Genomic DNA, 16,810 nt, shown 5'->3' on the forward strand with positions numbered 1-16,810 from the left:
ATAAAAAATTAGCATATCATACTTTTATGACAATTTCTCCTATCTTGCCAGTTTATTCTCCTGTTAACATAAATTTTTCTTATGGCAAAGGTATTTACTTGTATGATATCGATAATAAGCGCTATATAGATTTTCACTCTGGAATAGCTGTTAGCAGTTTAGGTCATGCCAACCCACGATTAACTGATGTCCTAAAATTACAAGGAGAAAAACTATGGCATATATCAAATACCTATAATATATCTACTGCCAACAAATTTGCAGAAAATTTAATAAACAACAGCTTTGCTAATACTGTATTTTTTGCAAATTCTGGATCAGAAGCAGTGGAATGTGGACTTAAAATCGCTAGGGCCTATCAAAATGGAAAAGGTAATAAAAATCGCTATAGAATTCTAACATTTCATGGTGCATTTCATGGAAGGACATTTTTAACTTGTGCAACAAACGATAGACAGAAATTTTCTGAATTACTGAATCCTTATATTGACTGGTGTGATAACATAGAGCCCAATATTGAGAGTGTAAAGAAAGCAATTTCTAATGGCATAGGTGTTATATTAATAGAACCAATACAGGGACAAGGTGGTATTAAAGTAATGAGTGAAGTCTTCATGAAAGAGCTAAGAGAACTATGTAACGAAAACGACATACTGCTATTTTTTGATTGCGTTCAGTGCGGTGCTGGCAGGACAGGAAAGTTATTTGCATCTGAACACATAGGAATTAAGCCTGACATATGTGCTCTTGCAAAAGGAATAGGAGGAGGTTTCCCTCTGGGGGCTTGTCTTGCAACTGAAAAGGTTGCTAAGTACATGGCGGTCGGTATGCATGGTTCTACTTTTGGTGGTAATCCACTTGCAACTTCAGTAGGTAATGCTGTATTGGATGAATTGCTCGGCCCTGGCTTCTTAGAAAATGTTGAAGTTAGAGGTAAGTCTTTAAAAAACAAACTAGAGGACTTAGCAAGCAAGTTTCCAATGATAGAAGAAGTGAGAGGAAAAGGGTTGATGCTAGGAATAAAAGTAAAAATGAATAACCAAAAATTTGCAGAAGAGCTAAGTCACCGTGGTTTACTCACTGTTGGAGTAACATCAGATAACGTTGTAAGAATCTTGCCTCCACTCATTATCACTGAAAAAGAGATTGATGAAGGCATTGAAATCCTCACTCAGTATTTATCTGAAAAGTTCTAGTTAAAAACTAAACCTTCCTGCTCACTAGTTGTTGGCTGTATCAAAATTGCAGATAAAGCAGTAGATACAACTTTATCAGCTACTTCATTTGTACACTTTGCCTTTTCCTGTTCTCTTATCAGTGTAAGCTCATTTATATCACTTAGTGAGTCAAATTTTGTTATATCCTCAAATATAAACGATTGCACGATGTCTTTCGGAATATTGAGAAAAGCCGAGTTACCAAGCGATAATGTCATATCTAACAAACTTTTCATTGAGCCGTTTCTCAAAACACATTTAGACAGTTCTCCTAAAAGAATTGGCACTCCAAAAATAAAAAATGCTCCTCTCACTAAATAGGTCGTTATTTCATATAACAATGCACCACACAAGAGTGCCAGTGGTCCAAATACTATAAAACCGCAAAGTAAAGGCAATTGCATGGTCTGACCTGATGATATTCTACCTATAAGCTCCATTGAAATTATAAACCCAATAAGTAACATAGCTCTACCTAGATATGTCCTTTCTTTAGAGCGTTTGTTAAAGTTTTTCTCACGTAACTTAGAAAAATCATTATTGACTCTTACGTCAAAAATATTATGGCCATTTTTTAATTTGAGCTCCAAGTTCTCTATTCCATGACGCCACTTATGGCACCTTACAACTTCATTAATTACCATACTAATTCGATCATTGATCTTGCATAATTTGCTTTCTTGATATAAATCTCCTTGATAATACTTTTCTCTAAATTTCACACAGTCTAATTTCTTTAAATCAGATAAAAAATCTTTAATTTCTTGTGCCATTTTATCAGTATCACCTCTGTAGCCTACAGCTTTCAAAATTGCTGCTAAGTGTTCATTTTCAATTTGAGCAATTGTTCTATCTAATGCACGTATATATTGCTTGGATTGAAAATATGAGATGATTTTTTCTTTACATCTATCCTCATTGCCTTCGTACAAACTATTTCTTTTGAAACTGCTGTCATGTTCTTTGGCAATTTCTAATGCATGAACCAATACATTTTGCGCCTTCACACTACTTTCACAGTGACAGTTTCTGATTATGTGTACATACGCTCTTGCACTGGTATCTCCAGATTTATCTATATTGTACGCTTTAGCCAAAAAGACTAAATAGTCAAACCCTGCCCAAAGATAATACATTACCTTTGTTATAGCACTCCCCACAGAAAATAAAGCTGAGCGTGTGCAAGATAATTTACCGTTGTTTTTAATTCTGTTCTCATATGAACGAAGGTATGCCTCTGTACTTTTTAAAATCCTATGTAAATCTTGTTCTGTCTTTTTGACATCAAAATCATTTATATCATGAACTTTTTCATACGTTTCTTTTATCAAATCACTAGAAAACTTCTTCAGAGCTGAATCATCAATATTTCCTAATGCATCAATATTTTTACTAATATAGATTTCTATTTTTCTTCCAAGTTCTTCTCCCATTCTATTTTTTAGCAACTTATTGTATTTATTAGTAGCTGGAAACAAAACTTTCTGACAAAATTTCTGTGGTTCCTTTTTAAAATTTGCTAAGATCTTATTCACAAATAGCTCAACTTCTTCACCTGCAGCAGTGAAAAACCATGATTGTCTGCTCTCATTACGCTCTCTATTTCTTCCAAGATTCTGTAGGGCTTCAGATGGATTATTGAACTGACTAACCGAATCTGCAAATATTGATGCAACATGATTATATTCACTATCAAATCCACGACCTTTCGATCCATCTATAACCGTTGTCAACGCATATTTAGCCAATGAATCAAAATCTCTTTTTTCATAATCACAATAAATAGTTCGATATTTACCTATTTGATTACGTATTATCGCTGAAAAGGGTCTATTTTCTCCAATACCAAGATCATTTTTCCCAATTCCTGCAAAGATACATTTATTTTGTTTGCAGAAATCAATGAGACTATGTAGTATACCTTCCTCTCTTTCCATGAGGTCATGGAGCTCTTTGCTTAAGCGCCAATTATCAACTATTAAGCTGCATTGCTCATTATCACTTTTACTCAGTGCTTCAATTACTGTCTTTATTTGCAGTAAGAGCTCATCTCTAGCAAATTGCTCACTAAAGCCTTTTCTCTCTAGGTAGCTTATAATATTGTTATCATTAGTGGTGCTAACATTCTTTTTAACATCTTCTATCAATTCACTCAAACCTTCTCTTCTTTTTTTATCTAAAGTAATATTATCACACTTCATTAAATATGAGAGAGTAAGATCGATCATTGAATGCATTACTCTATATTTTAGATATTCAGCAGTACTACTGAAATCCACCTTTTCTTTTAATTCAGATATCTGCTCTTCTGTCAGACTAGGATGTTGCTTTTTAACGCAGCTTATAAAGTTCGTTTCACGTAACTTGAGCCTATAGTCTTGATAAGACATCCCTTCAGGCTGAAATTTATTATACACTTCATAACGTGTACTACCTTCATATACTAAATTATCTCTACCCTGCAACGCAAAGTTAAGATTAACTATACTATTTACATCATCAGCTAAAAGCAGAGCACTTTCTCCAATTGGGCTTTGCACATTCCATCTTATAGAAGTTAATAAATCATCGGTATCAACAAGCTTATTGTAATTAAAAACTTCTTCGCTCTCTTCAACATATTCATGAGCTGGGCTCAATTTTTCTCTAGTAAATAAGCTACGCACGTTAGCAAGAAATCTAGAAAGCAGTTCTTTTGACTCTACACCAGTTGCTTTAGTTAGTACCCACCAAATTGGCAACATTACTATACCAAATATAAACATAGAAATTGTATAATATAAGTTTCCAATCAAAGCAGAATACAGCCAATAATCTGAAGTTAGACCAATTACAGCAGCAACATTACTATTTATAACAGGAAATAATGTAATCATAGGTATTATAGTAACAGCAATATTCACTACAAATGCTAGAGTGAAATTTGTTCTCCTATTGGTTTTTGCAATAACACTTGCTGTTTCGATGGCGTTTGCAATACAACGTCTACTCAATCTTGTCGGGCTGATAACTTTTCCGCATCTATTTAAAATCCTTCTCTTTGGTGTTGCAGTGAGGTAAGTCGTAGGATATTTCTCATCAAGCTTGCACATGTTCTCAAAATCCTGCTGCTTGTTAATACTGTCTGCTTCATCAACACTAATCCACAACTTGGTATTTTGGTCTTTAAATTTACGATCATTTTCTTGCTGTAATAACAGGTCATGTGTCACTATAATTGTTGTAGGTTTAGTTGCCTGCAGTGCATTTTTAATTTCCTCAGCAGTTTTGGGTGTCCTAATGTTTACAGTAAATGCACTACTCATCATTTTTTTAGCTTGGTTTACTAGATCACTGTTTGGTACTGCAACCAGATGATGAAACCCTGCTTGGGCTAGTACATGGCTCCACATTCCAATATCGTAAGTCTTGCCAAACCCAGTTTCTGCATCGATCAGAACATTACAGTTAGTAGTAGAAGGGTTGCGTAAATGTTCTAATGCCTCTTCAACAACAGGTTTACGACGTGCTACTATTATAGATTCCTTTGTATCATCAAGTTTTATAGATTCACCTTGCAACTTACAGTTGATTTCTTCTAAGCCACTTATAATACTTTGCTTTTCTTGATTGCTGATAGAACTCACACATTATCCACTATAATTATCACAATATTAATTGTATGTTAATTCAGTAAATTGTCAATTCTATAGACAAAAAGCTGATTTCAACTATCATATTAATATGAATATATGCCTCGGAATAATTACTTCTCCCCATGGAATCAAAGGAGCTGTTAAGATAAAAACCTTTACTGAAAAGCCCGAAAATATTTTCCTATATGGTGAACTAATAAGCGGAAGTGAAAATTATAAAATAAGCTTGGTGTCTGTTGTCAGTAATAATTTAGTAATAGCAACAATTAGCGGTGTGAACTCCCGTAATGAAGCAGAACTTTTAAGAAATAAAAAGTTATATATAGAGAGAAATAAGCTACCACAATTAAATGATGAGGATGAATTTTACCAAAATGATCTTGTGAATATGGAAGTAAGATTAGAAAGTAATGAATTATATGGCTATGTGAAGTCTGTACATAATTTTGGCTCAGGGGATATATTAGAAATTTTGGTTATCAGCACAAAAAAAAACATTATGCTATCTTTCACTAAAGAAATATTTCCATACATCAACATGAAGGAAAGATATATAGTAATCAACATGCCAGAATTCATTGGCCAATAAAAATTTTGATATTTGTATAAAGTTATTTATAATCATCAGACTAAATTAAAAGTGTAATTATGGCAGAAAGGGCTAATGATATCAGGCCAGGTCAGGTACTAGAACATAACGGTGGTTTATTTTCGGTTATAAGTATTATGCATACTCAACCTGGTAAGGGTGGTGCATATATACAAGCTGAAATGAAAAATATCCAAACAGGAGCAAAGTACTATGAGAGGTTTCGCTCTGATGCAACAATCAGAAGGGCAATTTTAGATGAAGAGGAATATGTTTATCTCTTTACTGAAGGGAATATCGTAAATCTTATGCATCCAAGTAGTTACGAGCAGATTGTTATAAATTTAGACTTATTAGGGGAAAAGAAGGCTTATTTGCAAGATAATATGAAAATTAAAGTAGTAACTTATCAAGATAAAATAATTTCTGCACATGTGCCTGATCACGTTACACTAACTGTAAAAGAGACAGAGTCTGTTATCAAAGGTCAGACTGTTACTGCTTCTTATAAGCCTGCAATTTTGGAAAACGGAATACGTGTTAACGTGCCTCAATTTATAAAAGAAGGGGATAAAATTGTATTACATACTCCTGATAACAGCTATTACGAAAGAGTAAAAGAGTAAATGGCAATTTCATCACCACGAATCAATGTGATGCTTGATTCTGTACGCAGTGCCTCCAAGCAGCTTATACGTGATTTTAATGAATTGCAAATTTCAAGCGTTAAGTCAGCAGACTTTATCAATAAAACTTATTCAAAATCCAAGCAACTTATATACGATTGCTTGAAAAACTACAACCAGAACTATGACTTTATTTTTGAAGACGATGTGGGCCAAGATCTAAAAGACGGCGGTTATACTTGGTTTATTATGCCTATAGAAGGCAAGGAAAACCTTTTTAGTTGTATGGTTTATTTTGCAGTATCAGTTTGTCTCATTCATAAAAACAGAGTTGTAGCAGCTGTGATTGATGCTCCAGCCCTTAGAGAAACTTTCTGGGCAGAGGAAAAGAAAGGAGCTTTTCTTGAAGATTTCAAATCTCGCCATGTAAAAATGCGGATGAAAGCTCGTGAAGGGGGAATAATAGACATAAGTGGTAATTTGTTAAATAAATTACCACTTGACAATAATAATCTACGCTCCCTTGGCTCAACGGTACTAGGTTTTGCATATCTTGCTGCCGGAAGATACAATGGAATAATTTACTCTGGAATTAATAAATATAAAACTTCACTCGGTAGGCTTTTTCTGCAAGAAAGCGGTGGGAGATTAAGGGAAGATAACGCGCTTGTCATTGCTGGAGATATAAACTAAAGTTCATTCAAAAGAGCAAAAGTCACGTAGTGAAAATAATAAATGGTCTTACCTACCCCTCATTGCAGCAGGGTAGCAAAATAAGATAGACGAGAAAAGACAACTATAGGAACAAATAGTCAGTGTGTGACAATGGCATCTAGTCCTTTTGCACAAAAAATGTTGTAAAGTAACTTAGTTGGATCCCAGTGTTAGCTACTTTCATGACAAGAAATAAAGCACTGATTTTGTACATTAACCATGCTTTTAAATAGATACCTTATTCTTGGCAACTTTAAACTCAACAACAGACACAAACAGATAATTTCTCAAAAACTTTTACAAGAGATTTTGTTAAATGCTCTATCATTTCATTTGTATGGTAAGGCGTAGGAGTAATACGGAAGCGCTCAGTCCCCTTTGAAACTGTTGGGTAATTTATATGTTGTACATATATTCCATACTCATCAAATAACAATTTTGATGCTTTTTTGGACAACTCAGGATCGCCAATTATGATTGGAATTATATGAGTTTCTGTTTGCATAAAATTCACTCCTGCATTTCTCAGTGAGTCTTTTACTTTCTCAACCACCTGCTTCTGCTTTTCTCTTTCAATGTTGCTTGATTTTAGATGCTCAACGCTTGCCTTTGCTGCTGCTGCTAAAACGGGCGACATAGCAGTAGTAAAAATAAATCCTGGGGCTGAACTTCTTATTACATCCACCAAGCTCTTTGAAGACGCTATATATCCACCCATCACTCCAAAAGCCTTTGATAATGTACCCTGAATAACAGTTATTCTATCCATCAAACCTTCTCTTTCTGCAATTCCGCCACCGCGCGGTCCATACATGCCAACTGCGTGTACCTCATCCAAATAGGTAATTGCATTATACTGATCTGCTAGATCACATATCGCTTCAAGCGGTGCTACATCACCATCCATTGAGTATACAGATTCAAGTGCTATTATTTTCGGCGTTTTTATATCTATAGACTTTAGCAACTGCTCTAAGTGATCAACATCATTATGCCTAAATATGTGCTTCGGTCTTTTTCCTGATTTTATACCTTCTATCATTGAAGAATGGTTTTTCTCATCTGAAAAAATTACCACGCCCGGAATAACAGACGATAAAGTACTAAGTGTAGTTTGGTTGGCAAGATAGCCACAAGCAAAAGTTAAAGCAGCTTCTTTTTGATGCAAGTCAGCCAAAGATTTCTCGAGCTCAACAACTTCCTTTGTTGTACCTGATATATTTCTTGTTCCTCCAGCACCAACAGATGAATTTTGAATAGCAGCAATGACACTATCGTTTTGTGACATTCCCAGATAATTATTACTGCACCAGACAATAACCTCTCTATTTCTTTCATAATCCATAATATAGGGAAGTTTGCCAGGTAATGACGCAAAATGCGTAAATTCACGATAGCGCCCTTCTTCTTTTATATCTTTGATTTTATTTAAGAATATTTTTTCGTAGTCTACCAAGTTTTTATCTATTAACAATCAATATAATTATAATAAATTATTAAATGATAGACTACTATATTTATTACTTAGACTGACATTCTTCTGTCTGCATAACCTTTGTGACCTGATTATCCTCAACTAAGCTTTTAGGCCTATAGCAGTACGTAATTGTAGCTGCAATAAGACAACAAACTGCAACTGCTATTCCTATTGCTAACATTTCCAAGTAAACTGCAACAGCTGCTCCTAAGGCAATAACAGTTATTGCAAGCGCAGAAGCAGCTACGACATACTTTTTTGTGTTTTGTGGATCATTCTTTGAATTGCTTGGTACGGTTGCTGAATAGCCTAAAGATGACATAAATTCCAAAAATCCCTTATTTCCTCGCTTTTTTGCCATATCTAAAGAGCTTCCTTTCAAAAGAGTATCTGATGGTTTATTAATAATTGGATCGTTTTCTAAATACGGGCTTGTACCATTGTCTATTAGCAATTTTGCAGATTTTTTATGCCCTTCATTTATTTTTCGATTATAAGCTATAACATGTAGCGCAGTACCAATATCCCTACTTTGTGTATTAACATACTTTTTTTTATCTTTTGCTGCACCTATCAAAATGGCAACTACATCAGAATGACCATTATCAGCAGCTAAGTGCAATGCAGTTTCACCATTATGATGTTGTAAATAAAGATCTGCCTTTTTTTTTAAAAGTAATTCCACCATTGCCGAATTACCTTCTGCAGAAGCATACATCAAAGGAGTAAGATTATATCGTTCTTTAGCATCAACTGTTGCGCCACGCTCTATTAGCAATTCTGCAACATCTGAATGTCCACTATATGCTGCTTCATGTAAAGGAGTTACTCTGCTGCCTGTACTGCTTACTGAATTAACATTTGCGTCATTATCAAGTAAAAGCTTCACAAAATCTTTATGACCACTCTTGGCAGCTAAATGAAGTGCAGTGTCACCACCTACTTTTGTTTTTGATTTAATCTCAATATTTGCACCACATTCTAGTAAATGCCTGCCAAGCTCAACATTACCTTTTTGTGCTGCAACGTGTAAATGAATAAATCCATCATTATCATAATCTGTGAAACGTTCATTAATATCGTCTAGTAAACTTTCCCTACCAGCTTTTAATTCCTCAGAAATGATAAGTGTTACTTTACCATTTTCATACTCTACTTCACCATTATGAAATTTAAGTGTGAACTCTAAAATAGCATCAACCCTGCATATTTCCCTATTTGTATCAAGTTTCCTGACAGGCATACTTGGACAATACTGAACATTGAGAGAACCTTGGCTATTATATACAATACTTATCTTTCTATCATTGGCATGAGGCAAGATTAGTTTATGCTTAGAGAATATAGGAGAGAGCTGCATTAACAAAGAGCCATCATACCCAGCTTGATTGCAACTAGTAATTAACTCTTCCAGTATATAGTCATTTGGAACCTCTGCTTTAGCATGTTTAAAAATTTCCGTAAAAACATACTTTGCAAACAGACGTTTATCATCTCCCTCATTATATTTATCATATAACCCTTTAATGAAACTATTATCTATAGTGCGATCATTGATTACAAAAAAATCCGTTCTATATAGGTCTTGATAAGCTGTGTTACCAGACTTTACATCTTCATTATTCTCATCTGCCTTTACTTGACCCAGCAGAGATTGTGTTAGCTGAAATTCTAACGTAGTTACTGCACTAGATTTAGTATCAGAATTATTAACGCCAGATTCCTCTTGACTTTCATTACCTGAATCCTCAGAACGACGGCGCTCTTTTTCCTCTCGTTCTAAAATTTCAAACCCTTCTTCAGTTCCCGAATCCCTAGAATCTGATTTCTTTAAAATTTTGTTTGATTCCTGTGATACAAAATCTGAACCTAACATGTTTTTCCTCACTAATTAGTAGCTAAGCTAAGTGTAGCATTAAATGGCAATTTTGTCAACTTAGCAAGCATCTCTTCGTAGTCTACCAAGTTTTTATCTATTAATAATCAATATAATTATAATAAATTATTAAATAATAGACTACTATATTTAGTATACAGACCTTTCCTTGAACACAATCTCTGCAGGCTCACCATTCTCAATTAAGCTTTTAGGTCTACAGCAGTATGTAACTGTAGCTGCAATAAGACAACAAGCTGCAACTGCTATTCCTACCGCTAACATTTCCAAGTAAACTGCAACAGCCACCCCTGAAACAATACCGGCTATTGCAAGCGCAGAAGCAGCTACAACATACTTCTTTGTATTTTGTGGATTTTTTTTGAGGCCACTTTTGCTGCTTTGCTCATTAATTCTTGGCAATTCTGTTTTTGGCTGTCCATTTCCGTTAGCAACTTGTTCTACATGCTCAGTAGGTTGATTAACGTTAATATCATTATTAACATCTTCAATTTCAATCGAAAGAAATTCATCTTCATCATCACTTGTTAATTCTACTCTTAAAGTACAAGGAACAGAATTACTAGAAACAGTACCATTAGCTGTTGCTTCAGCTTCCACTGTGTCAATTACAGATATTCTTGTTTCATGACCTTCTTCACTAATTTTTTCAAATGGAGAATTACTATTAGAGTCTGAGGAAGTTCCGGCAGAGCAATCACTTTTATTACCTTCAAGTTTAGAAAAATCATCCTCCTCAGAACTCAGTGATGGTGAGCTTTCTTTAGACTCTACCAAAGGAGCTTCTTGGCTACTTGCAGCAGCTTCTACATTGTTGTCTACTGGTAATGTAGCAGCAGTGTGCTTGAGCTCATTTTCAAGAAATAGTATTATTTGTTCAAGAGCCTCTTTTTGCTCACCCTCTTCCAAATTTGTAATTTTGTCATTTGCTTGGTCCAAGAGCTTCTGTACAGTAGGTTCATATGTGCTGACTTCTAATTTCTTTAATAAATGTATCAAACGAGTAAGATTGATTCTATCGACAGCATTAGACAATTTTTCTCCTATAATTTTTTCATTTCCAGGCATTTTACCCTCCTCACAATTATTACCTATAGCTTCTTCTATTGAAGCCTCTTCATTATTCATAATATTCTCTACTTTATCAACAATGTTTCTTTGCGGCTGTTGATTATCAATATTTTTGGATTCTGGATCTTTTTTAATATTTAAATGCAAAGGTGTTTTATCATCTAAACCTTCAAGAAATTTTGTGATTTTTGATTCACTAGAAGATTTTTCCCTGTTTTCTTCCCTTACCAAATATAAACTTTTCGTTCCTACCAGATCTAAAGCTGTTTTGCCATCTCTATCTTGAATGTTCCAATCAGCTCCCTTGTTTACAAGTAATTTTACTATTTCAAATTTATCATGGTAAGCAGCCCAATGTAAAGCTGTTCTGCCATGCCTCTCATCTTGAATATCAATCTCAGCGCCATTTCCAATAAGCAAGCCCATTAATTCTAAATTATTACGTGCCACAGCCCAATGCAAAGGTGCATGCCCTGAATTGTCTATACTATTAATATCAGCAATTTTATGATTAATAATAGTCTTTGCTACATCTATAAAATCTTGTTGTATAGCATAGTGCAAAAATTTTTCTGACATATCAGAAACTCTAGACCTGGCTTCAGTATCTTTAAATTTATCTAATACCGCTTTCACGCATTCTTGATTACGAATAGACAACGCCCTTCGAAGTTTTTCACATATGCTATGCCAAGGTAGAATAGTACTTCGATTTTTTTCCAAATCTTCTAATAAAAGCTTAGTATAGCGCTGTCCACCAACACCAATAAGTAGCCTATCGAGACCTTCATCTTGCGTAAATAATATACTTTTATGCGTTTCTGCATACCTTTCCACAAGTGTGTCATCAGCTGCAATGGCTAGTAGTGAAAGCTCTTTTACTGAATAATTATAATAACCATTTGTTTCATCATAGCTATTATTCAACAGCACATTGTGCATATGATCAGTCAAATTAAGCTGTTGAGAGCAAAAATCCTTCAAATTACCACAATTTAAATCAGTAATAAATCTATCGCTTTCCTCTATATTATTTATAGTTTTATCTAAATCTGCATAATCACCATAATTTTTTGCTTTATTTATAACGTCTATTAATCCATCAAAGGTTAAATTTTTAGGGGTAATGGTAAATTCTTCTTCATTATGCCTTGGTTCTATATTAACCTGATCTTGAGGCCAAAATAACTCTGTTGCTACAACTGCTGTAACTTCTGCAACACCTACCAATACATTCGCAACATTACCTAAAATGCCTGGATCAGTAACTACTTTGTTTGCTACTTCACTACTATCAGATGAACTCTCAGTAATAGACAAGTCTTCAGCAGCAAATGACTTAGGTCCTTCATTCATATTTTTCTCAAGAGTCTCTGTAATTCTATTATCCTCATCTTCGAAATGCCTATTTATTTCATCTAACAAACTTTTGCCATCAACTTTGTAATTCTCTAATTGTTCAGGAATAGCAAGTGTTACTTTGCCGTTTTCATACTCTACCTTACTATCTCGAAACTTAAGGGTGAACTCTAAAATAGCATCAACCCTGCATATTTCCTTATTTGTATCAAGTTCTCTAACAGGCATACTTGGACAATACTGAATATTGAGAGAACCTTGGCTATTATATACAATACTTATCTTTCTATCGTTGGCATGAGGCAAGCTTAGTTTATGCTTAGAGAATATAGGAGAGAGCTGCATTAACAAAGAGCCATCATACCCAGCCTGATTGCAATTAGTAATTAACTCTTCTAATATATTGTCATTTGGAGTTTCTGCCTTAGCATATTTAAACATTTCTGTGAAAACTTGCTTAGCAAACAGGCGGTAATTTGCATTTTCACTCGAAATTAAGTGATTGTGCTGGCAATATAACTCGTGAACATACGCTTTGCTTATTGTTTGCCCATTAATTACAAAATCCATTCTTTCCAAATCAAGTTGTGCTTGCTTGCCAGAATTTGCATTCCTATTATTCTCACCTGCCTTTACTTGACTTAGCAAAGATTGTGTTAGCTGAAATTCCAATTCAATTGCTCTGTTAGTATTTTGTCCTTCCTCAACCTCTGAACAATTGCCTGAATCTCCAGAATGACGATGCTCCTTAATTTCTTCTTGTTCTAAAACTTCAAATTCTTCTTCAGCACCTGAATCTCTGGAATGGCGACGCTCCCTTTCTTCTGCAGTATCTACTGCTGGCGGCATGAGCCCACCAAGTAAATTCCACCCCATGTTTTACCCCCTAATTATTAGCTAAACTAAGTATAGCATTAAATAGAAATTTTGCCAAGCAAGTTATTGAGCCTTTTAGCAAATAGACTTACGTCTTCCATCTCTTCACCTTCCACTATACAAGCTTGATAGAACAATAAGTAAATCATATCTCCAAGTGTTGGATTTTCACCATTTTTAGCGTGAGATTCCATTATGTTTCTTATCAAAGGATGCTTAATGTTAATTTCAAGTACTTTTGGCGTGCGGTAATTTAGCTGCTTCTGTTCACGTAAAAAACGCTCCATACGGAGGTCCATAGTTCCTTCATCAACTGCTAGACACACAGGACTATCGGTTAATTTCTTAGAGATCTTTACACTTTTTACTAAGCTTCCAAGAACCTTGGTGAAGTATTCGAGTATAGAATCCGCGTTTTCTTCGCTTTTGTTTTCATCTGATTTATTTTCTTCATCTTTCTTGCCTTCTTCTGAAGAAAATTTTTCTAAATCAACATCAGCGCGGGTCACAGACTTAAATTTTTGATCTTTATATTCATGAATCACGCTAGTCCAGAAATCATCAACTGGATCAACAAATAGAAGCACTTCCAATCCTTTGCTGACGAATCCTTCAAGTTGTGGACTGTTTTTTACTGAATCGAGACTATTACCTGTGAGATAGTAGATATGTTCCTGTTCAGGCTTCATTCTGCTTATATAATCATCAATGCTAACTAGCTTACCATCACTGGTGCTATGAAATCTGCAAATGGAAAGCAATGCTTCTCTTTCATCAGTTGGCATAGCTTCGCAAAGACCTTCTTTTAACACCGCACCAAAATTGCCCCAGAATTTTGTATATTCCTCTAAATTCTCTTTTGCTTTTTTGCCGAGCTCTGATATTATGCGCTTAGTTAAAGATTTCCTAATCTGCTCAACTACACGATTATTTTGCAGTGTTTCTCTGCTGATATTGAGAGGCAAATCCGGTGAATCAACCACACCTTTCAAAAAACGCAAGTACTGCGGTATAATCTGCACATTATCTTCAGTGATAAACACTTTATTTACATACAATTTTACAGAGCAGCGTCTATCTGGATGAAATAAATCAAAAGGCTTGATAGAAGGAACATAAAGCAAGTTCGTATACTCTATTGCACCTTCATTTTTATTATGAAATATCATCCAAGGCTCACCGCCCACATGTGCAACACCACGGAAGAAGTCGTTGTGCTCTTCTGGAGTAACGTCATTTTTTGGCTTAGTCCAAATTGCAGCTTTGCTATTTAATTTTTCACTTTTTCCTTCTTCATTTACAAACTCAACGGGAAAATTTATGTGGTCAGAGTAAGTAGTAACGATGTTTTCAATACGGAATTTGTCTAAAAATTCGCTTTCTTCAGGACGCATGATGAGCGTAATTTTTGTGCCACGAGAGATTTGACCATCTAATTTGCTGATTGAATACTCTCCATCTCCTTTAGATTTCCACACCCAAGACTCTTCTTCTCCGGCTTTCCTTGATTCTACTATAACTTCTGAAGCAACCATGAAGCTTGAATAAAAACCAACACCAAACTTTCCAATCAGCTCTACAGCTTGGCTCGAATCTTTATTATTCTTAATTGCATCCAAGAATTTTTGCGTACCAGAACTTGCAATCGTGCCAAGATTATCTATTAAATCCTGTCTGTTCATTCCAATTCCATTATCGGTTATATACAGCTCATTCTTATCTTTACTGGAGCTAATAGTAATCTTCAACTCATCACTTGAATCTAATAAATCAGCATTTAATTGTGATTCATAGCGCAATTTATCACATGCATCTGATGCATTTGATATTAACTCACGCAAGAAAATATCCTTATTAGTATAAAGTGAATGAATTACTATATTTAGTACTTTGCCTACTTCAGCGTCAAATTTTAAACTTTCAGTTTCTTGTATGTTGTGCATTTTGAGCTCCATTATTAGCCTACTACTCTAATAATTTAAGTATTGCACTGCGATCTTTCAAGGTCACACATGCTAAAATTTATGTGGGCCAACTTATGGTTCCAATGCTAAACTGGAATAAGTACAACCATTGTGTCATGCAAATTAAGAAGAAAGTGCTAGAATATAATATCTCTTATTTGCTTCAAAGATTTGTTAGTCTTTGATTCTTTTTTTTTAAAAGTAGTCTCAAGAGAGATTTTAAGCTTTTTCCATTCTTCTTGACCATTTGGCATTAAATCACTCTCAATCTTCTCCAGTACTTTCTGAGGTGATGAATATAATTCCTCGTACAAATCAGTGTTTACTGACTGTAGTATTACTAAAAATGTAAATAAATTCGGATCAAGTAATTCTTCTTTTGCATGGTTCAAAAAACATAGCTTTATTCTTCTTATACAGTATTGTATTGCCTGCAGTGATAATGAGAAGCTTTCTGCATAAAATATAAAGCTATCTATAATTAAGCTCTTTGATTTTTTCGGTAATTCAGAACTTTCAAACAGTTTTCTTATAAACTGCTCTGTTGGCTGTTTTGGCAAATGCAAAGAGAGATCAGTAAAAGATTTTAGGCTAAAATTTGGTCCAAGTATTGTGCTAATTGCTCTTTGCACATTACTCTTATCTTGGCTAACAGAGATAATGAAAACCAGTCCCTCAACATCAAGCATGTACTTTATGGATTCTAAAAAATCGACAATGAATTTAGGGCGACATATATCAAGATCATCCACCATTATATAAATGTTTTTGTCTTTCCTGATTTTATTAACCACATCTGCTAGTTGTATTTTAAAATCTCTAATGTTCTCTTTTCTCCTTTGGAGAAGATTTAACTCACCCAAGACAAAACCAATGTCTTTCTTATCAGCCTCTTTTGCAGCATCGAGAAATACTGAAAGCATAGCAAGTGGAGATTTACTGATCAGCTTTCCTAATGTATTGAGAGAAAATAGTTCTTGGTTTATGTTTTTGAACTGCTGTATAACACTCCTTTTTACTTTGTATGATGCGAATAGATCCTCAAACAGGAAATGCAAAAAAGAAGGCAATGGTTGATCTAGCGCACTAATATCCCATGCGCTGTAATAAGCTGCAATTTCATTTTGCTGCTCTAGATCCTTTACCCATTCTTTCAAAAAAAACGTCTTACCCCATTTATCATATCCTTCTAAGGATACAATAGAAAAAGACTTACCAATTGTCTTGATTATAGAACTAAATTTACTTGCAACTTGTTTATAGCCTAAGCAATCATTCTCCCAAGTTATTACCTTAGGTAATTGCTCGTCTTCTTTTTTTCTGAATCTTACTAATGATATAAGTTTTTTAAAGCACATAAGATCCTTATGCTATATTTTACTATA

The 16,810-nt window shown here is 34.5% G+C and carries 10 protein-coding genes; 4 read left to right on the forward strand and 6 right to left on the reverse strand.

Annotated elements, in window-relative coordinates:
- Nucleotides 1–26 precede the first annotated feature (26 nt).
- Complete coding sequence (locus ABWU35_RS00290) at nt 27–1,196, forward strand: aspartate aminotransferase family protein (protein ID WP_264684902.1); 1,170 nt, start codon at nt 27–29, stop codon at nt 1,194–1,196.
- On the opposite strand, the gene ABWU35_RS00295 is transcribed toward ABWU35_RS00290, so the two are convergent.
- Complete coding sequence (locus tag ABWU35_RS00295; RefSeq protein ID WP_264685541.1) at nt 1,193–4,843, reverse strand: DEAD/DEAH box helicase; 3,651 nt, start codon at nt 4,841–4,843, stop codon at nt 1,193–1,195. The two genes, ABWU35_RS00290 and ABWU35_RS00295, sit on opposite strands and share 4 nt — an antisense overlap.
- Before the next feature lie 97 nt (nt 4,844–4,940).
- Between ABWU35_RS00295 and rimM the strand changes: the two genes are divergently transcribed.
- From rimM to ABWU35_RS00310, 3 genes are read left to right on the forward strand one after another with little or no spacing between them, the layout of a single operon-like run.
- Nucleotides 4,941–5,441 carry a ribosome maturation factor RimM gene (rimM, locus tag ABWU35_RS00300; protein WP_007302194.1) on the forward strand — a complete coding sequence of 167 codons (501 nt, stop codon included), beginning with the start codon at nt 4,941–4,943 and terminating at the stop codon, nt 5,439–5,441.
- A 59-nt stretch (nt 5,442–5,500) separates the two neighbouring features.
- The gene (gene efp / locus ABWU35_RS00305; protein WP_007302193.1) at nt 5,501–6,067 is read left to right on the forward strand and encodes an elongation factor P; all 567 of its coding nucleotides are present in this window, start codon (nt 5,501–5,503) and stop codon (nt 6,065–6,067) included.
- Nucleotides 6,068–6,760 carry an inositol monophosphatase family protein gene (locus tag ABWU35_RS00310; protein WP_007302192.1) on the forward strand — a complete coding sequence of 231 codons (693 nt, stop codon included), beginning with the start codon at nt 6,068–6,070 and terminating at the stop codon, nt 6,758–6,760.
- Nucleotides 6,761–7,040: 280 nt separating this feature from the next.
- Here ABWU35_RS00310 and hemA read toward each other — a convergent pair whose 3' ends face one another.
- From hemA to ABWU35_RS00335, 5 genes are all read right to left on the reverse strand, one after another.
- Nucleotides 7,041–8,237: a 5-aminolevulinate synthase gene (hemA, locus tag ABWU35_RS00315; RefSeq protein ID WP_007302191.1), complete on the reverse strand. Its 1,197-nt coding sequence runs from the start codon at nt 8,235–8,237 to the stop codon at nt 7,041–7,043.
- A gap of 64 nt (nt 8,238–8,301) precedes the next feature.
- On the reverse strand, nt 8,302–10,134 hold the full coding sequence (locus ABWU35_RS00320; RefSeq protein WP_264685542.1) for an ankyrin repeat domain-containing protein: 1,833 nt from the start codon (nt 10,132–10,134) through the stop codon (nt 8,302–8,304).
- Between the two features lie 150 nt (nt 10,135–10,284).
- Entirely contained in the window at nt 10,285–13,461 is a 3,177-nt protein-coding gene (locus tag ABWU35_RS00325; RefSeq protein WP_264685543.1) for an ankyrin repeat domain-containing protein, read from the reverse strand.
- Between the two features lie 38 nt (nt 13,462–13,499).
- A complete protein-coding gene (gene htpG, locus ABWU35_RS00330; RefSeq protein WP_007302187.1) occupies nt 13,500–15,404 on the reverse strand; it encodes a molecular chaperone HtpG in 1,905 nt (634 codons plus the stop codon).
- A 158-nt stretch (nt 15,405–15,562) separates the two neighbouring features.
- Nucleotides 15,563–16,783 (reverse strand): P-loop NTPase fold protein, encoded by a 1,221-nt coding sequence (locus ABWU35_RS00335; protein WP_007302186.1) that lies wholly within the window; start codon nt 16,781–16,783, stop codon nt 15,563–15,565.
- Nucleotides 16,784–16,810 lie beyond the last annotated feature (27 nt).

The organism is Wolbachia endosymbiont (group B) of Xylocampa areola, from assembly GCF_964028205.1.
Taxonomy (GTDB): Bacteria; Pseudomonadota; Alphaproteobacteria; order Rickettsiales; family Anaplasmataceae; genus Wolbachia.

Excerpts from the sequence above, each read along its gene's own strand:
- ABWU35_RS00325 (WP_264685543.1), bottom strand. The coding sequence starts at position 13,461 with ATGGGGTGGAATTTACTTGGTGGGCTCATGCCGCCAGCAGTAGATACT.
- ABWU35_RS00320 (WP_264685542.1), bottom strand. The coding sequence starts at position 10,134 with ATGTTAGGTTCAGATTTTGTATCACAGGAATCAAACAAAATTTTAAAG.
- efp (WP_007302193.1), top strand. The coding sequence starts at position 5,501 with ATGGCAGAAAGGGCTAATGATATCAGGCCAGGTCAGGTACTAGAACAT.
- ABWU35_RS00310 (WP_007302192.1), top strand. The coding sequence starts at position 6,068 with ATGGCAATTTCATCACCACGAATCAATGTGATGCTTGATTCTGTACGC.
- ABWU35_RS00290 (WP_264684902.1), top strand. The coding sequence starts at position 27 with ATGACAATTTCTCCTATCTTGCCAGTTTATTCTCCTGTTAACATAAAT.
- ABWU35_RS00335 (WP_007302186.1), bottom strand. The coding sequence starts at position 16,783 with ATGTGCTTTAAAAAACTTATATCATTAGTAAGATTCAGAAAAAAAGAA.
- rimM (WP_007302194.1), top strand. The coding sequence starts at position 4,941 with ATGAATATATGCCTCGGAATAATTACTTCTCCCCATGGAATCAAAGGA.
- htpG (WP_007302187.1), bottom strand. The coding sequence starts at position 15,404 with ATGCACAACATACAAGAAACTGAAAGTTTAAAATTTGACGCTGAAGTA.